The organism is Kitasatospora sp. NPDC029367 (assembly GCF_055569135.1).
In genome coordinates this window covers 100,137-122,560 of the sequence record NZ_JBVHYH010000017.1, presented here as the reverse complement: position 1 = coordinate 122,560, position 22,424 = coordinate 100,137, and the positions used below count along the sequence as shown (strand labels likewise).

The 22,424-nt window shown below is 73.7% G+C and carries 21 protein-coding genes; 10 read left to right on the top strand and 11 right to left on the bottom strand.

All coding sequences use genetic code 11. The features are described 5' to 3' along the window. Positions 1 to 141: 141 nt before the first annotated feature. The 6 genes from ACZ4W5_RS12565 to ACZ4W5_RS12540 all read right to left on the bottom strand — a co-directional run bounded on the left by ACZ4W5_RS12565 (position 142) and on the right by ACZ4W5_RS12540 (position 5,577). Positions 142 to 585: an SHOCT domain-containing protein gene (locus ACZ4W5_RS12565; RefSeq protein WP_465654130.1), complete on the bottom strand. Its 444-nt coding sequence runs from the start codon at positions 583 to 585 to the stop codon at positions 142 to 144. A 157-nt stretch (positions 586 to 742) separates the two neighbouring features. Continuing rightward, positions 743 to 1,333 carry an NUDIX hydrolase gene (locus tag ACZ4W5_RS12560; RefSeq protein ID WP_360237229.1) on the bottom strand — a complete coding sequence of 197 codons (591 nt, stop codon included), beginning with the start codon at positions 1,331 to 1,333 and terminating at the stop codon, positions 743 to 745. Continuing rightward, entirely contained in the window at positions 1,330 to 2,487 is a 1,158-nt protein-coding gene (locus ACZ4W5_RS12555; RefSeq protein WP_360237231.1) for a type III polyketide synthase, read from the bottom strand. Before ACZ4W5_RS12555 ends, ACZ4W5_RS12560 begins: the two co-directional genes overlap by 4 nt. A gap of 50 nt (positions 2,488 to 2,537) precedes the next feature. Continuing rightward, entirely contained in the window at positions 2,538 to 3,746 is a 1,209-nt protein-coding gene (locus ACZ4W5_RS12550; protein ID WP_465654129.1) for a cytochrome P450, read from the bottom strand. A gap of 187 nt (positions 3,747 to 3,933) precedes the next feature. Beyond that, complete coding sequence (locus ACZ4W5_RS12545) at positions 3,934 to 4,635, bottom strand: response regulator (RefSeq protein ID WP_465654134.1); 702 nt, start codon at positions 4,633 to 4,635, stop codon at positions 3,934 to 3,936. A gap of 87 nt (positions 4,636 to 4,722) precedes the next feature. Next, positions 4,723 to 5,577, bottom strand: a complete 855-nt coding sequence (locus ACZ4W5_RS12540) for a sensor histidine kinase (protein WP_360237235.1) — start codon at positions 5,575 to 5,577, stop codon at positions 4,723 to 4,725. A gap of 139 nt (positions 5,578 to 5,716) precedes the next feature. On the opposite strand from ACZ4W5_RS12540, the gene ACZ4W5_RS12535 reads away from it, so the two are divergent. From ACZ4W5_RS12535 to hemC, 4 genes are all read left to right on the top strand, one after another. Then, positions 5,717 to 6,442 (top strand): ABC transporter ATP-binding protein, encoded by a 726-nt coding sequence (locus tag ACZ4W5_RS12535; protein WP_360237237.1) that lies wholly within the window; start codon positions 5,717 to 5,719, stop codon positions 6,440 to 6,442. Then, entirely contained in the window at positions 6,439 to 8,748 is a 2,310-nt protein-coding gene (locus ACZ4W5_RS12530) for an ABC transporter permease (protein WP_465654128.1), read from the top strand. The genes ACZ4W5_RS12535 and ACZ4W5_RS12530 overlap by 4 nt, the downstream gene beginning before the upstream one ends. 150 nt (positions 8,749 to 8,898) lie before the next feature. Beyond that, positions 8,899 to 10,155 (top strand): hypothetical protein, encoded by a 1,257-nt coding sequence (locus ACZ4W5_RS12525; RefSeq protein ID WP_465654127.1) that lies wholly within the window; start codon positions 8,899 to 8,901, stop codon positions 10,153 to 10,155. 25 nt (positions 10,156 to 10,180) lie between these two features. Continuing rightward, positions 10,181 to 11,116, top strand: coding sequence for a hydroxymethylbilane synthase (gene hemC / locus ACZ4W5_RS12520; RefSeq protein WP_465654126.1), 936 nt, complete (start codon positions 10,181 to 10,183; stop codon positions 11,114 to 11,116). Between the two features lie 134 nt (positions 11,117 to 11,250). Here the strand turns inward: hemC and ACZ4W5_RS12515 are convergent, their stop codons facing one another. After that, a complete protein-coding gene (locus tag ACZ4W5_RS12515) occupies positions 11,251 to 12,984 on the bottom strand; it encodes an LPXTG cell wall anchor domain-containing protein (protein ID WP_465654125.1) in 1,734 nt (577 codons plus the stop codon). A gap of 511 nt (positions 12,985 to 13,495) precedes the next feature. On the opposite strand from ACZ4W5_RS12515, the gene ACZ4W5_RS12510 reads away from it, so the two are divergent. Continuing rightward, positions 13,496 to 15,436, top strand: coding sequence for a serine/threonine-protein kinase (locus tag ACZ4W5_RS12510; protein WP_465654124.1), 1,941 nt, complete (start codon positions 13,496 to 13,498; stop codon positions 15,434 to 15,436). 7 nt (positions 15,437 to 15,443) lie between these two features. Here ACZ4W5_RS12510 and ACZ4W5_RS12505 read toward each other — a convergent pair whose 3' ends face one another. Together ACZ4W5_RS12505 and ACZ4W5_RS12500 are read right to left on the bottom strand one after the other, a co-directional pair. Continuing rightward, positions 15,444 to 15,980: a hypothetical protein gene (locus ACZ4W5_RS12505; protein ID WP_465654123.1), complete on the bottom strand. Its 537-nt coding sequence runs from the start codon at positions 15,978 to 15,980 to the stop codon at positions 15,444 to 15,446. 54 nt (positions 15,981 to 16,034) lie between these two features. Next, entirely contained in the window at positions 16,035 to 16,580 is a 546-nt protein-coding gene (locus ACZ4W5_RS12500) for a winged helix-turn-helix domain-containing protein (RefSeq protein ID WP_465654122.1), read from the bottom strand. Positions 16,581 to 16,721: 141 nt separating this feature from the next. Here ACZ4W5_RS12500 and def point away from each other — a divergent pair, with 141 nt between their 5' ends. From def to ACZ4W5_RS12485, 3 genes are all read left to right on the top strand, one after another. After that, the gene (def, locus tag ACZ4W5_RS12495) at positions 16,722 to 17,300 is read left to right on the top strand and encodes a peptide deformylase (protein ID WP_465654121.1); all 579 of its coding nucleotides are present in this window, start codon (positions 16,722 to 16,724) and stop codon (positions 17,298 to 17,300) included. A gap of 212 nt (positions 17,301 to 17,512) precedes the next feature. After that, on the top strand, positions 17,513 to 18,154 hold the full coding sequence (locus ACZ4W5_RS12490) for a class I SAM-dependent methyltransferase (protein ID WP_465654120.1): 642 nt from the start codon (positions 17,513 to 17,515) through the stop codon (positions 18,152 to 18,154). Between the two features lie 74 nt (positions 18,155 to 18,228). Beyond that, entirely contained in the window at positions 18,229 to 18,747 is a 519-nt protein-coding gene (locus ACZ4W5_RS12485; protein ID WP_360237257.1) for a hypothetical protein, read from the top strand. On the opposite strand, the gene ACZ4W5_RS12480 is transcribed toward ACZ4W5_RS12485, so the two are convergent. Next, positions 18,726 to 19,355 carry a TetR/AcrR family transcriptional regulator gene (locus ACZ4W5_RS12480; protein ID WP_465654119.1) on the bottom strand — a complete coding sequence of 210 codons (630 nt, stop codon included), beginning with the start codon at positions 19,353 to 19,355 and terminating at the stop codon, positions 18,726 to 18,728. The two genes, ACZ4W5_RS12485 and ACZ4W5_RS12480, sit on opposite strands and share 22 nt — an antisense overlap. 129 nt (positions 19,356 to 19,484) lie before the next feature. Here ACZ4W5_RS12480 and ACZ4W5_RS12475 point away from each other — a divergent pair, with 129 nt between their 5' ends. Then, entirely contained in the window at positions 19,485 to 20,228 is a 744-nt protein-coding gene (locus ACZ4W5_RS12475) for an SDR family oxidoreductase (RefSeq protein ID WP_465654118.1), read from the top strand. An 89-nt stretch (positions 20,229 to 20,317) separates the two neighbouring features. After that, positions 20,318 to 20,743, top strand: coding sequence for a hypothetical protein (locus ACZ4W5_RS12470; protein ID WP_465654117.1), 426 nt, complete (start codon positions 20,318 to 20,320; stop codon positions 20,741 to 20,743). A gap of 20 nt (positions 20,744 to 20,763) precedes the next feature. Here ACZ4W5_RS12470 and ACZ4W5_RS12465 read toward each other — a convergent pair whose 3' ends face one another. Then, entirely contained in the window at positions 20,764 to 22,263 is a 1,500-nt protein-coding gene (locus tag ACZ4W5_RS12465; protein WP_465654116.1) for an SDR family NAD(P)-dependent oxidoreductase, read from the bottom strand. Positions 22,264 to 22,424: the final 161 nt, after the last annotated feature.

The window sequence follows — 22,424 nt, the reverse complement described above, 5'->3', positions numbered from 1 at the left end:
GACCTCCTGAGCCGGCTCCGCCAGACCGGTGGGGGGGCACGCTGCCCCCCAACAGAACGGCACCTCGGGATGGAGCAGCCGGGTCTTCGCCTCTCGGCGCCCGGCCCCCCCCCCCCCCCCCCCCCCGGCCGTTTCGTCCGCTCACGCCAGGAGCTTGTCCTTGGCCTTCTGGTACTCCTCGTCGGAGATGGCGCCCCGCTCCCTCAGGTCCGCCAGTCTCGCCAGGTCCTCGACGTGGCTGCGGCCGCCGCTGCCGCCCTCCGCGGGCGTTCCGGCCGCCGCGTCCCGGATGTAGGCCCGGACCGCCGCGTCGGCCTGCTGGGCCTGTTCGACGTCCCGCTTCCCCATGCCCTGGCCGCGGGCGATCAGGTAGGCGAGGATGCCGATCAGCGGCAGGATGATCACCAGGATCAGCCAGCCGGCCTTGCCCCAGCCGCTGAGGTCGTGGCTGCGGAAGATGTCCGTGATGATCTTGAACAGCAGGAAGAACCAGAGGATCCAGAGGAACAGCTCCAGCATCGTCCAGAAGATGTTGAGCACCGGGTAGTCCACGGCCAGTGACGCGGCCAACGAATAGGTGTCCATGGCCGAGTCATATCACCGCAAAACGGACAGTTCCCTCTTCTGTTCGGCCGTTCCGGTGGTCTTCCGGCCCGACGGGAATATCCCGGACCGGGAGTGACCTCGGGCTGGGAGCCGCCTCGGGCTGGGGGCATGGCTCGGGCGGGGGCCGGCTCAGGGCTCAGCCCCGCCCGGCCCGCCGTCGCAGCTCGACCGCCAGCCCGATCAGCTCGCCCCACCAGGCGTCGTGCCCGCCGAGCAGCAGCCGCTGCGCCTCGGCGGCCGGGACGGCCCGGACCTCGACCACCTGCTCGCCGTCCGCCGGATTGGTCGGCGTGGAGTCCAGCTCGACCTCGCCCCAGCCCCACAGCCAGGCCTTGTCCGGGTGCGGCTGCCACGGCCGGTACGGCACCAGGTCCTCGGTGTGGCAGCGGTGCGCGCCGAGCCAGGCCGGTTCGCCGAGCAGCCGGGCGCCGGCCTCCTCGCGCAGCTCCCGCGTCAGGCAGTCGGCGACGGACTCGTCCTTCTCCCGGGTCCCACCGGGCAGGAACCAGTGGTTCCGGTCGTCCCGGCAGAGCACCACGTCACCGTCCGCGAACCCGACCAGATGGATGTTGGTGACCAGCTCGTCCGGCGGCAGCAGGGTGGAGAACTGCGCGTCGTAGCGGCCCCAGGCCCAGTACTGCGGCGCGTGCAACGCCGGGAACAGGGCGGCGAGTTCGGCGGCTCTGGCGGCCGTGTCGGTGTCGGTGCGGTCCGTGGTGTCGGTCATTCCGTGATCGTAGTGCCGGCCGGGAAACGGCGGGGGGCGCCCTGGTGGACGAGGGCGATGTCGGAGGTGGAGATGGCGCGCGGCCGCCGGCGCACCGGTTCGACCGGGGTGTCGACCCAACTGCCCAGGGAGATCTCGGCGGTGATGCCCGGCCCGAACCCGGCGATCAGGCCGGTGGTGCCCTCGGCGACCCCGCCGTCGGCGAACAGCCGGGCCAGGGCGTCGAAGACGACCGCGCTGGCGATGTTGCCGCGCTCGGTCAGCGTGGCCCGGCTGTAGCGGAAGGTCGACGGCTCCAGGTTGAGGAAGTGGCAGAGGTCGTCCAGGATCCGCGGGCCGCCGGCGTGCACGACGTAGAAGCCGAGTCCGGAGACGTCCCAGCCGTGCTGTCCGGCCAGGGTGCGCAGCGCGGGGGCGAGCATCTCCATGGTGCCGGGCACCCGTTTGTCCAGCTGGAAGTGGAAGCCGGTGTCCTTGACCCCGTACGAGATCCAGCCCTCGGTGTGCGGGACGAGGTGCGAGCCGTTGCGCTCGACGTGCACCCCGCGGCCGCCCCGGCCGCGCATCACCACGGCGGCGACGGCGTCCCCGAACAGGCCGTTGGAGAGCAGCGAGCCGACTTCGAGGTCGCTCGGCTGGTAGCAGAGCGAGCAGAACTCGCAGGCGACGATGAGCACGTTGGCGCCCGGGTAGGCGCGGCAGAAGTCGTGGGCGCGGTTGACGGCGGCGCCGCCGGCCGCGCAGCCGAGCTGGGCGATCGGCACCTGGCGGGTGTCGGAGCGGAAGCCCATGGTGTTGATCAGCCAGGCGGTCATCGACGGCATCATGAAGCCGGTGCAGGACACGTAGATGATCAGGTCGATCTCCTGGGCGCCCAACTCGGCGTGGGCGAGGGCGCGTTCGACCACCTCGGGGACGCGGCGCTTGGCCTCCCGCTCGTACACCTGGTTGCGCTGGGTGAAGCCCGGGTGGGTGAGGGTCTGCTCGATCGGCTGGACCAGGTGCCTGGTGCGCACCCCGGTGTTCTCGATCAGCCGCAGGGCCAGGCCGAGTTGGGGGTGGCCGGCGTGCAGGGTGCGGGCCAGGTCGAGGGTCTCGTCGAGGGTGATGACGTGCTCGGGCACGGCGACGGCGGGGCGGCAGAGTGTGGGCATGGGTGTGTGGGTCTCCCCGGTGCGGGAACGGTGTGGCGAAGGGGAGTGGGCTACCAGGCGACCGGCAGGGTCTGCGGGAAGCGCCAGATCGAGCCGGATTCCCAGTCGAGTTCGGCCGGGTCGACGGCCAGTCGCAGCCGGGGGAAGCGGCGCAGCAGGGTGCCGATCGCGACCTGGAGCTCCATCAGGGCGAGGTGCGAGCCGAGGCAGCGGTGCTGGCCGTGGCCGAAGGCCATGTTGACGGGCCCGTCGGTGCGGTCCAGGCGCAGCTCGTCGGGGTGCTCGTAGACGGCCGGGTCGCGGTTGGCGGTGAGGTAGGAGACGTGCACGGCCTCGCCGGCCCGGATCAGCACGCCGCCGAGCTCCACGTCCTCGGTGGCGATCCGGGCGATGCCGGGGCCCTGGCGGAACGGGATGAAGCGCAGCAGCTCCTCCAGGGCGCGGGGCAGCTCCTCAGGCCGGGCGCGCAGCTTCGCGAGCTGCTCGGGGTGGGTGAGCAGGGTGTAGGTGATGTTGCTCAGCTGGTAGGTGCTGGTGTCGTGGCCGGTGACCAGCAGGACCATCGCCATGACGGCCAGTTCGTCCGGGTCGAGCAGGTCCTCGCCGTCGCGGGCGGTGGCGAGCGCGCTGATCAGGTCCTCGCCGGGGTGGGCCCGGCGTTCGGCGGTGAGCTCGGTGAAGTAGGCGCGCAGGCCGGCCTTGGCCTCTTCCTGACCCTCGCGGCTGCCGGGGCCCATCCGCATCATCGCGACCGCCCGGGCGCGCAGTTGGTCGCGGTCCGGTTCGGGGATCTCCAGCAGTTCGCAGATGGTGTGGAGCGGGAGCCGGGCGGAGAGGAAGTGCGCGAGGTCGGCGGGGGCGCCGTGCTCGGCCATCTCGTCGAGGAAGCCGTCGACGATGGCCTGCGTCCGGGGGCGCATCCGCTCGACCTGGCGGTTGGTGAAGCCCTGGGCGACCAGGCGGCGCAGCCGGTTGTGCTCGGGCGGGTCCATCAGGTTGATGGACTCGGCCTGGGCGATGGTGGCGGGCGTCATCCGCGGCAGGTCGCGCCCGATGCCCGCGGCGCGGCTGAACCGGCGGTCGGTGGTGACCAGTTTGACGTCCTCGTAGCGGGTGGCCAGCCAGGCCTCGCCCGCGCCGTACGGCAGTCGGACCCTGGCGATCGGGGCCTCGGTGAGCAGCCGCTTGAGGAGGGGGTCGAACTCCAGGCCGTCGGTGTGGTGGAAGGGGCAGTCCCACACGGGGGTGCTGGTGGTCACGGGCCTGTCCAATGGTCTTCGTCCTGCGGGGGTGGTGCCGCCCGGACGGTGTTCGTCGCTCCGGTCGCGGATACGCAGATGCTCCCCCATGGACTGGCAAAAATGTGAATCCTTCGAGCTGTTCCCCCTAATGAGTGAGCTACCTGATTGTCATGCGAATCATCCTGGCGAGGAGGGGAATTGACGGTCAGTCGTTCGCGCCGGGTGCGACCAGTCCGGTCTCGTAGGCGAGCACCACCGCCTGGGCCCGGTCGCGCAGGTTCAACTTGGCGAAGATCCGGGCCACATGGGTCTTCACGGTCGACTCGCTCAGGGTCAGTTCGACCGCCAACTCGCCGTTGGACAGGCCGCGTCCGAGCAGGCCGAGCACCTCCACCTCGCGCGGGGTGAGCGGCGCGAGGTCGCGGTGCAGCCGCGGCCCGTCGGCGCCGCGCGCGGCGGGGTGCGGGGCGCCGGTCGCGAAGCGCTCCACCAGCCGGCGGGTGATCGACGGGGCGAGCAGGGCGTCGCCGGTGTCCACCAGCCGTACGGCGGCGGCGAGGTGGGCCGAGGTGACGTCCTTGAGCAGGAAGCCGCTGGCGCCGGCGGACAGCGCCGCGTAGACGTAGTGGTCCAGGTCGAAGGTGGTCAGCATGATGACCCGGCAGCCGGGCACCGCGGCCAGGATCCGGCGGGCCGCCTCCAGGCCGTCCATGGTCGGCATCCGGATGTCCAGCAGGGCCACGTCCGGCCGGTGCAGGGTGGCGGCGGCCACCGCCTCGGCGCCGTCGCCGGCCTCGGCGACCACGTCGATGCCGCGCGCGGTGAGGATCATCCGGAAACCGGTGCGGACCAGCTCCTGGTCGTCGGCGATCACCACCCGGGGGCGGCGCTGCTCCTCGGGTCGCACGGTGCCCTCCAGGGCGTTCACGGTCTCCTCCGGGGCGTTCACGGTGTCCTGGGCGTTTCACGCTGCCCTCCGGGACGTTCACGGCGTTCACGGTCGGTCCAGCGGGCGCGGCCGGTCCAGCGGGATGCGGGCGCGGACCCGGTAGCCGCCGCCGAGCCGGCGCCGGGCGTCCAGGTCCCCGCCGTACACGGCGACCCGCTCGCGCAGGCCGATCAGCCCGCGCCCGGCGCCGTCCGCCTGCCGGAGGGCCGGCGCGGGGGCGGACCCGCCGGAGAGCACGCTCGGGCCGCTGTTCAGCACCTCCACCCGCAGGTAGTGGTCCGCGTACCGCACCGTCACCTCCGCCGTCACCCCGTCCCCGTGCTTGAGCGCGTTGGTCAGGGCCTCCTGGACGATCCGGTAGGCCGTCACGTCGACGCCGCCGGGCAGCGGGCGCGGCTCGCCGGAGACCCGCACCTCCACCGGCAGCCCGGCGAAGGCGAAGCGGTCGATCAGCGGGCTCAGCCGGCTCAGGCTCGGCTGCGGCGCGAAGCCGTCGCGCTCCGGTTCCTCGCTGCCGTCGGCGGCCGGGGCGAGCAGGCCCAGCAGGTGCCGCAGCTCCGTCATGGCGTCCCGCCCGGCGGCCTCGACCGCTCCCATCGCGGCCGCCGCCTCCTCCGGCATGGTGGCCAGCACCTCGCGGGCGGCCCCGGCCTGCACCACCATCAGGCTCACGTTGTGGCTGACGATGTCGTGCAACTCGGCCGCGATCCGCGCCCGTTCGGCGTCCACGGCGGAGCTCGCGGCGCTCTCCCGCTCGCGTTCCAGCAGCCAGCCGCGCTCGCCGATGGCCGCCCGGTACAGCCGCCGCGCCCGTACCAGCGCGACGCCCAGCCAGCCGGCGGTCGCGCAGGCGGTGCCCGCCGTCGCGACCGCGATCCAGTCCGTCCCAGTTCCCCACACGGCGCCAGCTTCCCAGGTCGGAGCTTGATCGACATCATCCGGGGGTGCCGCCCGCGTACATCCCGGGTACTACGGCGACCTGCGGTTACACCCGGGGTGGGACGCCCGGCCCGGGAGGCCGCGCCTACCGTCGTCGACCATGAGCAACGACCACGACGGGACCACCCGGCCCGACGACGCGCCGTACGTCGTCGAGCTGTCCGGGGTGCACAAGGAGTTCGGCGACGCCAAGGCGCTCGACGGCGTCGACCTGCGGATCCGCGCGGGGGAGGCGGTCGCCGTGATGGGCCCCTCGGGGTGCGGCAAGTCCACCCTGCTGAACATGGTGGCCGGGCTGGACCGGCCCAGCGCCGGCACCGTCCGGGTGCAGGGGCAGGACCTCGGCGGGCTGAACGAGAACGGCCTGGCGCTGTTCCGCCGCCGCCACATCGGCATGATCTTCCAGTTCTTCAACCTGATCGACGACCTCCCGGCCCTCGACAACGTCGCCCTGGCCGCCCAGCTGACCGGCACCAGCGCCAAGCAGGCGCGCCGCCGGGCGCTGGAGCTGCTGGACGAACTCGGCGTCGCGCACCGCAAGGACGTCTACCCGGCCACCCTCAGCGGCGGCGAGCGCCAGCGCGTCGCGGTGGCCCGCGCCCTGATGAACCGCCCGGCGCTGCTGCTCGCCGACGAGCCGACCGGCGCGCTGGACAGCCGCTCCGGCGAACAGGTGATGGACCTGCTGATCGACCTCAACCAGATCGGGCAGACCCTGCTGATCGTCACCCACGACCCCAACCTGGCCACCCGCTGCGCCAGTCGGCTGGTCGAGGTCGCGGACGGCAAGGTGGCGCGCGAGCGGATGCTGGAGAGCTCATCGTGAACAGTGCCGTGTGGCGGGCCTCCCGGGCGGCCGTGAAGCGCCGCCGGGTGCAGACCATCGTGATCGGCCTGGTGGTCTTCTGCTCCACCGCGACCGTGCTGCTCGCCCTCGCGGTGATCAGCGCCGCCCGGGCCCCGTTCGACGCCGCCTTCGAGGGCGAGCGCGGCGCCCACGTCAGCGCCCTCTTCGACCCGGCCAAGGCCTCGGCGGAGCAACTGGCCGCCACCGCCCACCGGCCGGGCGTGGAGGCGGCCGCCGGGCCCTTCGACCAGGCCGTGGTGACCATCCCCACCGACTGGGTCGGCCGCCCGCCGGGCCCGCTGGCCCTGGTCGGCCGGCCCGACCCCGCGTCCGCGCCGGTGGACCGGGTGGAGTTGCTGTCCGGCCGCTGGGCCACCGGCCCCGGCGAGCTGGTCATCAACGCGGGCGGTGGCGGTGGGGCTCGGTTCCTCGGTACGTCGCTCACCACCAGCACCGGGCTGAAGCTCACCATCGTCGGCTTCGCGAGCGGCATGAGCCAGTCCGCAGGCGGCTGGGTCACCCCCGAGCAGGCGGCCGCCCTGCACCCCACCGGGCGGCAGATGCTCTACCGCTTCACCGACGCGGCCACCGAGCAACAGCTCACCACCTCGCTCGCCAACGCCACCGAGGGCCTGCCCGAGGACGCCGTCGAGAGCGGACAGTCCTACCTGGTGCTCAAGCAGGCCTTCTCGGCCGGCGCCGACGCCTACCTGCCGCTGATGACGGTCTTCGGCGTGCTCGGCCTGATCGTCGCCGCCCTGATCGTCGGCAACGTGGTGAGCGGCGCGGTGGTCTCCGGCTACCGGCACATCGGGGTGCTGAAGTCGATCGGCTTCACCCCGCGCCAGGTGGTGACGGTCTACCTGACCATGGTCTCGGTGCCCGCCGTCGTCGGCACCGTCCTCGGGACGGTGGCGGGTTGGGCGGCCTCGTACCCGATCCTCAAGGCCGCGTTCAGCGGGATCGCGACCGGTACCGCCGTGATCGAGCCGGCCGGCTGGCTGCCCGCCGCCACCCTGCTCGGCGTCCCGCTGCTGGTCGCGCTCGCCGCGTTCGTCCCCGCCTCGCGGGCTCGCAGGTTCTCCGCCGCCCAGGCCATCTCGGCCGGCAGCGCCCCGCGCGCCGGGCGCGGGCTCAAGGTCCAGCGCTGGCTGGGCGGCACCCGGCTGCCGCGCGCCGTCAGCCTCGGCCTCGGCCAGCCCTTCGCCCGCCCGGCCCGCACCGCGCTGACCATGGCGGCGATCGCGCTCGGCGTGGTGACCGTGACCGTGACCACCGGGGTGAGCAGCACCCTGGCCAGGTCGATGTCCGCGCCCGACGGCAGCACCCACATCGACGTGCTGACCAGTGCCTTCTCGGAGAACAAGATCACGCCCCGGCTGACCCCGGAGCAGACCGAGGCGATGCTGCACGCCACCCCCGGCGCCGAGCAGGTCTCCGTCCGTGGCCTGGTCAGGGTCGGCATCGTGGGCCAGCCCCAGCTCGTCTTCGCCAACTTCTACGGCGGCGACGCCATGGTCGACCACCAGCGGCTCAACGTGGTCGAGGGACGCCTGGCGACCGGGCTGAACGAGATCGAGGCCGGGCCGGCCTTCCTCGACCAGCACGGGCTCAAGCTCGGCGACCGGATCACGCTGGTCCTGGACGGCCGACAGACCACGGTCACCCTGGTCGGCAAGGAGCTCGAGGGCAACGCCAACGCGATCACCTCCAACGACGCCACCAGGGCCCTGCTCACCCCCGATCCGCACGTGGTCGAGTACGACGTGAAGCTCGCCCAGGGCGCTGACGCCGCGGCCTACCAGAAGGCCGTCACGGACGCCGACCCGAGCCTGTCGGTCTCGGTGAGCACCCAGGGGTCGGTGGGGCCCGTCGTCGCGATCAAGACCTTCAGCACGACCTTCACCGTTCTGCTGTCCGTGGTCGCCGCGCTCGGCGTCTTCAACACCCTGCTGCTCACCATCCGCGAACGCCGCCGCGACCTCGGCATGCTGAAGTCGATCGGGATGACGCCCCGGCAGGTGGTCGCGATGACGATCACCTCGGTGGCCTGGCAGGGCGTGGCCAGTGGGATCATCGGCATCCCACTCGGGATCCTGGTGCACCGGCTGATCATCGAGCACGTCCGGATCATCGCCTTCACGGACTCGATGATCGACGTCTGGGGCGCCCCGCTGCTGGCCGCCCTCGCCCTCGCGGGCGTCGCGATCGCCGTCCTCGGCGCGCTCGTCCCGGCCCGCTCGGCGGCCCGGCTGCCGATCGCCGAGGTGCTGCACAACGAGTGAGCCCGCCCGGGGCGCGGCGGACGCGACGAACGGACCCGGGTGGCAGGGCGGTCGGGGGCCGGGCGGTCGGGCGGTGGGGCGGTCGGGCGGGGAACCGCTCGGCCGGTCCCGGCGTCCCACTTCCCGTCGACACCGGGGGAGTTGAGGCCAATGACCGCCAGCCGTACGGGAACCGGCCTGCAGGCCGCCGCCGCCACGCTGGGCGGCGTCCTGCTGTTCCGGCTCGGCCAGAGCCTGCCGCTGCCGGGCGTCGACCCGGCGGTCCTGGGCCGGGTCGCCGACCGCACCCTGCCGGGCGACCAACTGCGCGGCCTGGTCGACCTGCTGACCGGCGGCGGGCTGTACCGGCTGGCGCTGCTCCCGTTCGGCGTTCTGCCGGTCCTGCTCGCCCGGGCGCTGGTGCTGCTCCTCACCCGGCTGCACCCCAGGCTCGCCGCGCTGCGCCCCGAGCACCTGGGCGGCAGCCGCGCCGGGATGCGGCGGCTGGAGACCCGGACCACCCTCGCCCTCGGCCTGCTCGGCGGCCTGGCGCTCGGGCTCGTCGCCGACTCCGGGCGGCTGCTGCCGTCCCCGGCCGCGGCGGACGGCGTGCTGCGGCTGCACGGCGCGCCCGCCGTCGCGGTGATCACCGGCTGCACCGCGGCCGGCGCGATGGCGGTGCTCTGGCTCGCCCGGTGGCTCAGCCGGCGCGGGCTCGGCGACGGGGTGTCGGTGCTGCAGCTCGTCCAGGTGCTCGCCGTCCTGCCCGGCCAACTGTGGGCGGTGGAACGGGAGTCGGGCCCCGGCGGCTACGCGCTGGTGCTCGCGGCGGCGCTGTTCGCCCTGCTGGCGACCACCGCGCTGGTGATCGCCGGGCGCAAGGGCGAGCGGCGCATCCCGGTCCAGTACGCCCGGCGCCTGATCGGGGTCCGGTCGGGTGGTGAGACCCGCTACCTTCCCCTGGTGCTGAGCCACCGCGGCTTCGTCCCGGCGGTGACCGCGGCGCTGCTGCTGGCGCCCTTCCCGCTGCCCCGACTCCCGTACCTCGCCCTGCTGTTCGTGCTCGCGGCGATCGGTGCCGGGCTGGCCGTACGGGCCGACCGGTCGGCACTGGGGGGTGCCGACGCGCTGCTGCGCACCGGGGGGTTCGTGCCCGGGATCCGGCCCGGCCGGCCGACCGTCGAGTTCCTCTCCTACCTGCGCCGACGGCTCGCCGTGGCCGAGGTGCTCGGCACCGGACTGGTCGCCGTACTGCCCGCGCTCGCCCTGACCGCCGTCGACGCGGGCGACGGGTACGCGTTCAGCGGCGCGAGTCTGCTGGTGGCGGCGGGCGCCGCGCTCGGCGCCGTCGGGCCGGTGATGCGGGACCTCCGACGGGCGGAGCTGCCGCGCCGTTACGCCGAGTACGTGAGGCAGGCCGAGGGGTGAGCGTCGGAGCGCCTATCATCGCGCCATGGCCACCGCTGAGCTGATCCGCATCGTGTCCCGCTCCTCGCCCATGGCACTCGCCCAGGTCGACCGGGTCCGCGCCGAACTCGCCGCACTGCACCCGGGGTTGCGCACCGAGGTGGTGCCGGTCACCACCTCCGGCGACCGCTGGACCGGGGACCTCGCGGCCCTCGGCGGCAAGGGCGCGTTCACCAAGGAGGTGGACGCCGCGCTGCTCGCCGGGGAGGCCGACGTCGCCGTGCACTGCCTCAAGGACGTGCCCGCCGACCGCCCGCTGCCCGCCGGCACCGTCTTCGCCGCCCACCTGCGCCGCGACGACATCCGCGACGCACTCGTCCACCCCGGCGGCCTGACCCTGGCCGAACTGCCGCCCGGCACCCGGATCGGCACCTCCTCCGTCCGCCGGATCGCCCAGCTCGCCGCCTCCCACCCGCACCTGGAGTGCGTGCCGATCCGCGGCAACGCCAACAGCCGGCTCGCCAAGCTGGCCGCCGGGGACGTTGACGCGCTGCTGCTCGCCGTCTCCGGGCTGGAGCGGATCGGCGAGCGGGCCAGGATCACCGAGGTCCTCCCGGTCGAGGAGATGTGCCCGCCGATCGGCGCCGGCATCCTCGTACTGCAGTGCCGCGAGGACGACGCGGCGACCATCGAGGCCGTCACCGGGCTCGGCCACCACGACACCTGGCGCGAGGCGGCGGCCGAGCGGATGTTCCTGCACGTGCTGCAGGGCCACTGCAACAGCCCGATCTCCGGCTTCGCCAAGGCGGAGGCGGACGGCCGGCTCTCGCTGCGCGGCCGGGTCTTCACCCCGGACGGCAAGCGGGTGCTGGACGCCCACGAGTGGGCCGGCGCGCTCACCCCGGAGGACCTCGGCACCTCGGTCGCCCTCGCGCTCAAGCGGCAGGGGGCGCACGAGCTGATCTCCTCGATCCCGCACTGAGGCCGACCGACACAAACCGTTGACCTGCAGTGACATTGACCCGCAGCGACATTGACCTGCAGTTGCATTGACCTGCAGTGACATCCGCTCCGCGAGGGCGGGGACCGGTACTCGGTCCCCGCCCTCGTCGGGTCTCAGCGGTGGGTCGCGGCCTTGCGGCGGCGTGCGACCACGAACAGCGCGCCGCCGACGGCGATGGCCGCCGCGCCGGTGCCCGCGATCAGGAGCGTGCCGTCGCTACCGGTGTGGGCGAGGTCGCCGCTCAGCGCGCGGGCGCTGGGGGAGGCGGTGCTCGCGGCCGAGGCCGTCGTGCTCGGGGCCTGGCCCGGCGTCGAGGGCGTGGCGGTCGGCCGTGCGATCGGCGGGGCGGAGGTCGGGCGGCTGCTCGGCGTCGGGCCCTGCGAGGGCTCCGAGGTCGGAACCGGGCCGGGGATCGAGCCGCTCGCCTGGGCGCCCAGCTGGACCGAGACCGACTCGTGCGATGGGTCCGGTTCGAAGGACAGCTTGGCGATCGTGGCGCCGGTGCCGTACAGGCTGTCCTGGTCCTGGAGCGTCACCTGGACGGTCGGCGGGGTGCCGGCGTCGACCGACAGCCCGAACGGGAACACCTTCTCCAGGCCGTTCGCCACCCAGATCGGGGACTCGCACAGGTACTTGTCCGGGTGGGCGACCTGCTTGCCGTTCTCCCAGGTCTTGGGTCGGCAGCCGTCCGGGACCTTGGTCACGGTGACGCCGGCGGGGATCGCGGCCTGGACGGTCACGACCGCGTCGCCGCTGCGGTAGAAGATCGAGGCCGGGCCGCTGTTGCGGAAGCCGACCGACAGCGTGCCCTGCTTGGCGCCGTTGGGCTTCCAGGCGCCGAGCGCGGAGAAGTCGGCGGTGTTCGTGGCCTGCACGTTCTGCTCGACGTGGTTGTCGTAGCTGGTGCGGGGGGTGCTGAGCAGCTCGGGGTCGTTGGCCGGCTTGGCGGTCAGCGCCGGGCCGGTGCCGCGCTGGAAGGTCAGGCGCTTGCGCCAGTCCGAGATCTCGGAGAACTGGGCGTCCTCGGTCGGGGACACCGTGATGTCCGCGAAGGTGTACCAGGCGCTGTTGGTGATGCCGAGCTGCAGCGGGTCCAGGGCGACCACCTGGCCGGGCGCGACGGTGGTGTCCACGGTGCAGATCGCGATGGAGTCACCGGGCCAGGTCTTGTCGCCCGAGCTGCCGTCCGGTGCGGACGCGAACTCGCAGTTCGACGGGCGCTGCTTGAGGTCGATGCCGGAGATGGCGTCGACGGTCACCACGACCTTGCCGGCCGGCAGGTCACCGACGTTGGCGAACTCCACCGACGGCGTCAGCACGGTTCCGGGCTTGACGTTGTTCCGGTCGGCGAGCGGCTTGGCCTTGAAGTCCGGCCCGCCGACGTCGACCCGGACGTCCTGGCTGGCGCTCTGCGCGTTGGACGCCGTCAGCTTCAGGTGCAGCACTCCGTGGCTGCCCGGGGTCGCCCCCGGTACGGCACTGAGCCACGGGTTGGCGAGGATGTTGATCCGGTCGAAGTTCAGTTCGTGCTGGTCGCACGTGATGGTCTTGCCCGCGGTCGCGCAGCCGGGAACGGTCAGGTCCGCGACGCCGGCCAGGTCGGTGGTGTCGAACACGACCTTCACGTCGTGCGCGGTGCCGGAGCCGATCCGGCCGATCTCGATGTGCAGGTTCTCGCTGCCCCGACTCGGCTGTGCAGGCTTGGTCGGGATCTGGACGGTGGAGTTCGAGACTCCGGCGAAGGTGAGCTTCAGGTCGTCCGCGTGCGCCGGGACGGCGGTCGCCCCGAGGACGACGGCGGCGATGGTGAAAGGCGCGTAGAGCGCGCGTCTGCGCGAGTTGCGCATGTGGAAGGTCCCCCTGGGGTCGTTACGGGCATGCCGGGACGGATCTGCCAGGACGGGCATGCCGACGGGAAGAACTACTCGACCGGTGGAGCGGTCCGCAATTCCCGCCGGGGTGACGCCTTCTCAGATGTGGTTGATCGGGTAAGGAATGTCCGAAAAGAACACTCTGTCCCGGTGAAGATTTTTGCCGCCCTTGGAAATCCCGTCATCCGGCCGTTACCCGGTCGCTGAGCCCCGTCCCCGTTCGCTCCGACCGGCTCTCGCTCACCGTCGTCCGGAGCGAGCCGGGGTGACTACCGAATCCGTCAGCGGTTGACCACTGAGGCCCGTGGCGGCCCGTGGCGGTCCTTGGAGGTCTGGGGCGGCCGGTAGTTCTTTTCCTTTCCGAACTGGCCCCGCGGGCGTGCAGCTGAGATTATTCTGCTTGCGGGGTCAGGCAGCTGAGGTTTACTCAGGTACCGCCGGCCCCGCGGAACGTGGAACGCGCACGCCGGGGGTGGACGTGGAGGCGTTGAGACCCACCGACCCGACGACGGTCGGCGGCCGCTACCGGCTGCTGGCCCGGCTCGGCAGCGGCGGGATGGGGGTCGTCTACCTGGGGCGCTCGCCCGGCGGACGCCTGGTCGCGGTCAAGTGCGTGCACTGGGACCTCGCCACCGACCCCCGCTTCCGGCTCCGCTTCACCCAGGAGACGGAGGCCGCCCGGCGGGTCGGCGGCTTCCACACCGCCCAGGTGGTCGACGCCGACCCGGACGGCGACCCGCCCTGGCTGGTCACCGCCTACATCCCCGGCCCGTCCCTGGAGGCGGCCGTCGCCGCCCACGGCCCGCTGCCCGAACCCGTCCTACGGGTGCTCGGCGCCGGACTGGCCGAGGCCCTGGCGGCGATCCACGCGGTCGGACTCGTCCACCGCGACCTCAAGCCCTCCAACGTGCTGCTCGGCGACGACGGGCCGCGGGTCATCGACTTCGGCATCGCCCGCGCCCTCGACGGCGCCTCGCTCACCCGCACCCAGACCGTCATCGGTACCCCCGGCTACATGGCGCCGGAACAGATCGCGGGCGAGCCGCTCACCCCCGCCTGCGACCTGTTCAGCCTCGGTCGGGTGCTCTGCCACGCCGCCGGCAGCGCCCCGTACGGGCACGGCGGTAACCCGCAGGTGCTGCTCTACCGGATCATGCACACCGAGCCCGACCTCGGCCAGGTGCCCGAGGCGCTGCGCCCGCTGGTCGCCGCCTGCCTGGCCCGCCGTCCGGAGGACCGGCCCACCCCCGCCGAGCTGGTGGAGCGGCTCGGGCCGCCCGGGTACCAGGGGCCGACCGGGTCGTGGCTGCCGGAGTCGCTGCGGGTGCGGTCCGCCGTCCCGGAGGCGCCGCTGCTGGCGCCCGGGGCCGGTGCGCCCGAGTCCGGTGCGCCCGGTTCCGCTGCGCCCGGGTTTGAGGGGCCCGGGGCGCCGGGCGGGCTGCCCGGCCGGGTGCCCTCGACCAGGGTGCCGACCCTGCTGGGCGCGGACCCGTACGGCGCCGGCGGCTGGGCGCGGACCGAGCCCTCCGAGGCGGCGGCCCGGCGGCGGCGCCGGGCGCGGCGGCTCTGGGTGCTGCTGCCGAGCGCGTTGGCGGTGGTCGCGGCCGCCGTGCTGGTGCCGGTCTACCTGCGGCACGACGGCGGCGGCACCGGGCTGGACAACGGCGGCTTCGTGGTCGCCGAGGACGGCGGCGGCCCGCCGGACTGCGTGACCGGCGGGTCCGGCGGCACGGGCGGAGCGGCCGGCACGGGCGGCACGGGCGGCGACGCGAGCGCCAACCAGGGCCCGCCCGCAGCCGTGCCGAACGGCACCCCGCACGCCTCCGGCCTGCTCACCCCGGCCGACCGGGACACCCTGACCCTGGGCCGCTCGCTGGTGCTCAGCTGGGACAAGGCCGGCGCGGTGACCAAGGTCTTCACCCGGCGCGGCACCCAGCCCTGGCAGGCCTCCGGCTGGCTCACCTCCGCCGACTGCACCTTCAAGCCCACCGAGGCGGGCGTCTACCAGTGGGCCGTGGTCGGCGCCAACGCCTCCAACGGCAGCATCGGCAGCGGCTGGAGCGCCACCCGCTACCTCAACGTGCAGCCGGACCGGAGCCAGGCGGCCAACCCGGTCAAGGCCGCGCCCTCGGCCCCGATCCCGGTCTTCCCGAAGGACCAGCAGGTGGTTCCGGTGGGGAAGCCGGTCGAGTTCAGCTGGGCGAGCGCCGGCACCACCTCCACGGTGAACATCCTGACGCCGGGCGCCACCGCATGGGACCACCTGCCCTGGCAGACCGCGCTGAGCACCACGTACACGCCGAAGCTGCCCGGCGTGTACATCTGGACGGTCTACACCTCGGGCCCCGGGGACTGCGCGGGCGGGCCGTTCACCGGCGGGGGCTGCGTCAGCGGGGGGAGCGAGCAGCGGTACCTGGTCGTGCAGTGACGGCCGCTCAGTCCGTCGCCACCCGGGCCCGGGCCAGCCGCCGGAGCACCGGCCCCAGCGCCAGCCCCACGGCCGCCCCCAGGACGATCCCCTGCACCCCGTCCCAGACGTCCTGCACGTCGCAGGCCCGCCCGATCGACGGCACCGCGTACTGCACCGCCGACACCGCGAACGGCAGCACCGCCGCACCCAGCAGCGCCACCACCGCCCGCCGCCTCGTCCCGGCCAGGGCGGCGGCGAAGCCGACCGGGGCGTAGGTCGCCAGCTTGAGCTCGATGTGCCGCACGTGCAGCAGCTCGTACGGCGAACGCGGCCGCGCCCCCTGGACGGTGCAGTGCCGCACGGCGTCCGCGGACAGCCGGAACGCCTCCGGCAGCAGCGTCGCCACCACGACTCCGCCGAGCCCGAGCAGCAGGAGGAAGCCCACCACCCAATGGGCCCGCAGCAACCGCCCCACCGGCCGGTTCAGCAGCGCCGCCGGTACCAGCGAGAGCAGCAGCCCGGGCCAGAACATCGGCATCCCGCCGAGCACCGCACTGATCACGCCTCAAACGGACGCGCCGAACGCCCGTCCGGTTCTGGCGTCGGCGGGTCGGCCTCAGTCCCCTTCCAGCAGCGGGAACAGCCGGGTGACGGCGGCGACCGGGCGGGCCCCGGCGGGGCGGGCGGCCGGGTCGGCCTCGCGGTCGCGGTAGCGGGCGAGGATCCGGCGCACCTCCGCGCCGACGGCCGCCAGTTCGGCCGGGGTGAGGTGGACGACGGCGCTGAACGCCTCGTCCCGCTGCCACTCGACGGGCGCCTCGGAGCGCCGGGCCAGCCAGCGCCGGTGGCTCTCGTCCTCCAGGCCGCGGGCGAGTTCGCCGAACTCGTCCGGGCGCTGCTCCTCGCTGGGCTCCGGGCTCGGCTCCGGCTCGGCCCGGGGGAGACGCCAGGGGCGGGCCCGGCCGTCGAGGGCGGGTGCCTCCTCGATCAGCCCGTGGCGGGCGAGCTGGCGCAGGTGGAAGGAGCAGAGTCCGGAGCTCTGCCCCAGGTGGGCGGCGGCCTCGGTGGAGGTGAGGGTGCCGTGTTCGGCGAGGAGCGCCAACAGGGCGGTGCGCACCGCGTGTTCGGGGAGGGTCCCGGATCTGACGAGGTCTTCGGTCACTTTGCAAAGTCTGCTACTTTGCAAAGCTGACAGCAAGTCCGACAGCAAGTCCGACAGCAAGTCCGACAGCTAGTCCGACCGCACGTCCGGCGTCTCGTCCGGCATCACGTCGGACGGCAAGTCCATCGAAGGGGAGCACCCGTGTCCGAGCTGCGCGAGCGTCCGACCGTCCTGAGGATCACCGAGGTGGGGGAGGAGATCCTCCGCCGCACCTGCCGCACGGCGACCGAGCAGGACTTCGGCACCGAGCGACTGGCCCGGCTGGTCGACGACATGTTCGCCACCATGTACCTCGCCGACGGCTGCGGCCTCGCCGCCAACCAGGTGGACGTGGACCTGCGGCTGTTCGTCTACGACTGCACGGACGAGGACGGCGTCCGGCACGTCGGACACGTGCTCAACCCGGTGGTCGAGGAGCAGGAGCCCGGCCGCCGGCTGATCGAGGACGTCGAGGGCTGCCTGTCCGTGCCCGGAGCCAACACCCGACTCGCCCGCCCCGCCCACGCGGTGGTGCACGGCGTCGACCAGCACGGCGAGCCCGTGGTGATCGAGGGCGCCGGCTACTTCGCCCGCTGCCTCCAGCACGAGACCGACCACCTCAACGGCGGCCTCTACCTCGACCGGCTCTCCGCCCGCGACCGCAAGCGGATGATGAAGCAGACCGCCGACCGCCGCGAGAGGGTCTTCGCCGAGCGCGCCGCCCGGGCCGCGAAGGCCTAGGGCCCGTCTTCAAACTCCCGCCTGCGGGCCGACGCCGGGGCACGCACCTCGCCGCGTTGTCGTCGGTCGCCGATGGCCCCCAGCCTTCGGCCGGGAGGTGCCCCCACCGCATGGACTCCCTCCTCCGCCTTGCGATGCACGCACCCCAACGCCGCCCCGCCCGCCCTCCGGGCGAACGACGGGAGTTTGAAGACGGGCCCTAGTGTGGCGCGGTGACCGAGCCCGCACACCTCGCCGCCGTCCGCGAGTCCTACGACACCGTGGCCGCCGCCTACCTCCGCCGCGTCGTCCCGCCCGAGGGCATGGACCCGCTCTCGCGCGCGATGCTCGCCGCCTTCGCGGAGCTGGTCCGGGAGTCGGGCGGCGCCGAGGTCGCCGACCTCGGCTGCGGGCCGGGGCGGGTGACGGCGTACCTGCACCGGCTGGGGCTCTCCGCCCATGGCGTCGACGTGTCGGGCGGGATGATCGCCCTCGCCCGCCGCGCGTACCCCCGGCTGCGCTTCGCCGTCGGCTCGATGGCCGACCTGGACGCCGCCGACGGCAGTCTCGGCGGCATCCTCGCCTGGTACTCCGTCCACCACACCCCGGAGGCCGAACTACCCGCGATGTTCGCGGAGTTCCACCGGGTGCTCGCCCCCGGCGGGCACCTGCTGCTGGGCGGGCACACCGGCGACGAGGAGTCCCGGCCGAGCTCGGCGTACGGGCACCCGGTGTCCTGGTCCTCCCACCTCGTCCCGGCCGGACGCCTGGTCGCGCTGCTGGCGGGGGCCGGGTTCACCGTCACCACCCGGCTGGAACAGACCCGGCCGGAGCGTCCGGACCGGGGGTACGTCAGCCTGCTGGCGCACACGTAACTCGCTCTGCCGGGGGAGGGGGTTCGGCCGCGCGGTCGAGGCGGGGGAGGGGTGGCGGCGGCGAGGGTGGACGCATGTGGAGGAACATCCCCGTCGGTGACACCGAACGCCCCGTCCCCCGTTGGGCCTTGCGGCTGGCCAAGGCCCTGCCGTTCATCCTGCTGCCGCACTGCCTGTGGCGGCTGCCGTTCGCCTTCGACTACGTGATGGGCACGGTCGACCCGAACCGCCCGCCCTTCCCGTGGTTCGGCGCCCCGTACGTGTTCGCCCTGAGCCTGGTGACCGAGGGGCTGGCGCTGCTCACCCTGGGCCTGGTCAGCGGCTGGGGCGAGGCGTTCCCGCGCTGGGTGCCGCTCCTGCGGGGGCGCCGGGTGCCGCCGCTCGGGCCGCTGGTCGCGACGGTGCTGGGCGGGCTGGTGCTGTTCGGACTGTTCGGCCTCCAGCCGCTCGCCTGGGCCGGCGTGCTGGACGAGGTCGGGTTCGACAACGGCTGGTGGGAGGCGCTGTACCGGGTCTGCGTCACCCCGGCCGCGCTGTGGGGGCCGATCACCATCGCGCTCGGCGTCGCGTACTACCGCCGCCGCACCGCCTGAGCGCCCGGTTGGTCGTTGCCGGCGACCAGGGTGTCGGCGAGCCGCTCGGCGACGGCCGGGTCCAGCGGGCCGTGGCCGAGCAGGAAGCGGTACCAGAACACCCCGTAGACCTGGTCCACGATCAGGTCGAGGTCGGCGTGGTCGGCCAGTTCGCCGCGCTCGCGCCCCCGGGCGAGCAGGTCGTGCAGCGCGTCGCGCCGGGTGGCGGTGAAGGCCTGCATCAGTTCGGCCAGGTGCGGGTCGCGGGCGGCCTCGCGGACCAGGGTGCGCAGCGCGGAGGCCGTGGTGCTCTGCTGGGCGGCGTCGAAGGTGGTCCCGATGAAGGCGCGCAGGTCGGTGCGGAGTGCGCCGGTGTCGGGGTGGTCGGTGACGTCCTGGTCGGCGCGGTCGGTGAGGGCGTCCAGGAGGACGGCGCCCTTGGAGGGCCACCAGCGGTAGACGGTCTGCTTGCCGACGCCGGCCGCGCGGGCGATGGCGTCGATGGTGACGGGCGTGCCGTCGGATTCCGCCAGCAGGTGCAGCGCCGCGTCCAGGATCGCCCGGTGGGCCGCCTCGTTGCGGCGGCGGCCGGTGTGCGGCCGGGTGGCCTGGGTGTCGGTCTCGTTCATGGCGGTGTCCCTCTCTTTCTGTCCCCGTGCTTCCTTCCCTCGCTTGACAAGACTAGCAGTCTCGGTAAACATCGTTATCGGAACCGATGGTCTCGACAAGTTCCCGATCAAGCCGGAAGGGCCAGAACCATGAGCACTGCATCGAACCTCTTCGCCGGACAGCGCGTCGTCGTCATGGGCGGCAGCTCGGGCATCGGCGAGGCGACCACGACCGCCTTCGCGGCCGACGGCGCCGAGGTCGTCATCACCGGCCGCGACCGGGCGAAGCTGGACGCCGCCGTCGCCCGGATCGGCGGCAAGACCGAGGGTGCGCAACTGGACGCGACCGACCCGGCCGCCCTCGCGGCCTTCTTCACCGGCGTCGGCACCGTCGACCACCTGGTCGTCGCGGTCAGCGGCGCGGCCGGCAGCGGCCCCTTTGCCCAGCTCGACCTCGCCGAGCTCGCGCACGGCTTCGACGCCAAGTTCTGGCCGCAGGTGCGCGTCCTCCAGGCCGCCCTGCCGCACCTGCGCAAGGACGGCTCGGTCACCCTGATCACCGCCGCCTCGGCCCGCGCCGCCATCCCCGGCACCGCTGGACTGGCCGCCATCAACGGCGCCCTGGAGGCGATGGTCCCGCCGCTGGCCGTCGAACTCGCCCCGCTGCGGGTCAACGCCGTCTCGCCCGGCGTCATCGACACCCCGTGGTGGGACCGCGTCCCCGCCGAGCAGCGCACCGCGCTCTTCGACGGCCTGGCCGCCACCACCCCGGTCGGCCGGGTCGGGCGCCCCGAGGACGTCGCCCGGGCGATCCACATGTTCGCCGCCAACACCTTCGTCACCGGAGTGGTGCTCGACTGCACCGGCGGGGCCAACCTGCCGACCGGCCGCTGAGCACCGGTCGCTGATCACCGAATGGCGCGACGGCCCGCCCGGGGCACCCCGGGCGGGCCGTCCTCGCAGGTCAGGCCTAGGGTTCGAGCATGAACGTACCCGCACTGATCCCGATCCGGCACGAGCCGGGCGGGCGCACGGACACCATCGGCCGCTGGCAGGGCGGCCTGTTCTTCGGCTCGGCCGTGTGGGCCGACGGCCGGCCGTACGCGGTGCTGCACCGCTTCGACCCGGCCGGTCGGCACCTGGAGTCGAGCATCCGGGCCGTCGGCACGGCGGCGGAGGCCCGGCGGCTGCTGGGGGAGTGGCTGGACGCCCTGCCCGAGCGCGCGTACGGGGACATCGCGATCGCGCAGTTCTCCGTGGAGGTCGACGGCGTGCTCTTCGGCCTCCTGCTCGACGACGAGGAAGCCGACGAGGACGACGAGGACGACGCGGAGGAAGGCCCCTGGGTCGAGCTCCACCCCGACGGGCTCGGCTTCCACGCGCCCTGGCACGGCTGCTACGACACCTGAGCTGTTACCACCTCAATGCCTCACCACTCCGCGACCCGGTAGTCCTTGAGGAACACCCCCGACACCGGGTGCCCGGCCTCGCCGCGCACGATCGGGTCGTACACCCGGGCCGCGCCGTCCACGATGTCCAGCGGGGTGCGGAAGCCCCGGGCGGCGATCCGGGCCTTCCTGGGCGCCGGGTTCTCGTCGGTGATCCAGCCGGTGTCGACGGCGCACATGTGCACGCCCTGCGGGGCGAGTTCGGCCGCGCTGGTGCGGGTGAGCATGTTGAGCGCGGCCTTGGCCATGTTGGTGTGAGGGTGGCGCGCGGTCTTGTTGCGGACGGCGAACCGGCCCTCCACCGCCGTCACGTTGACGATGTAACGGGCGGGGTGCGGAGAGGCGAGCAGCAGCGGCAGCAGCCGGTCGCACAACAGGGCCGGGGCCAGGGAGTTGACCAGCTGGGTCTCCAGCAGCTCCGTCGGGTCGAGCGAACCGAGCGTGGCGGACCACGAGTTGGCGGGCGCGAGGTCGGGCAGCAGTCCGGCCTCGTCGGTGAGGTCGGGCAGCAGTCCGGCCTCGTCGGTGAGGTCCGGCAGCAGTCCGGCCGCCCCGTCGGTGAGGTCCGGCAGCAGTCCGGCCCCGTCGGTGAGGTCCGGCAACGCGTCCGCGCCCGAGGGCAGTCGGGCGGCGTCGGCGAACGGCCGGAAGCCGGGCGCGTGGGTGATGGCCCGGCGGTCGGCGCCCGGCAGGGGCGCGGACTCGCCCGCCGCCAGCAGGGCGTAGGACTCCGGCGGGCGGCGCAGGGTCTGCGCGGCGTTGTTGACCAGGATGTCCAGCGGCCGTCCTTCGGTGCGCAACTGCTCGGTCAGGCCGAGGACTTGGCGCGGATCCCGGAGGGCGATGCCGACCACGGTCAGCCGCTCCCACCACTGCGCGCTGCCCTCGGCGGCGCGGAAGCGGCGGACGGTGTCCTGCGGGAAGCGGCTGGTGACGATCAGCTCGGCGCCGTCCCGCAGCAGCATCAGGGCGAGCTGGAAGCCGATCTTCACCCGCCCGCCGGTGAGCAGCGCCCGCCGGCCGCGCAGGTCGGTGGAGAGGCCGCGGCGGGCGGTGTTGTCGGCCGCGCAGCCGGGGCAGAGCATGTGGTAGAAGCCGTCGACCTGCCGGTACGGCTGCTTGCAGACGTAGCACCTGCGCGGGGCCAGCAGTTCGCCCACCGGTCCTCCCGGGGCCGGGGCGAGCGGCGCGTCCTCGCGGCGTTGCCGGGCACCGGTCGCGGTGGCGGCGAGCAGGGCGGCGTCGGCCTGCCGGACGGCCTCCTTGGCCTCCTGGCGGCGGCGCTTGCGGCTCTCCGTCACGAAGGAGGAGAGCTGGCGCTCGGCGACCAGTCGGGTCCGGTCGTGGCAGGGAAGGCCGCGCAGCCGGCCCAGGGTGAGGCTGAACGCGCTGAGTTCCGCGGGGGTGAGGCCCGCCGCGCAGGCGGCTTCGCTGGTCGCGATGGTGGTGATCAGCTGTTTGTGGTCGTCCCGGACCGTCATGTCCGTCCCCTCGTTCCGTACAGGTGGGAGGGACTGTAGTTGACGGTCCGGGAGGATGGGATGCCAATTTACGTGCGGAGGTGGGGGGGGGGGGGGGGGGGGGGGGGGGGGGGGGGGAGGAGGGGGGGGGGGGGGGGATTCGTTGCCGGGCGGGTTCCAGC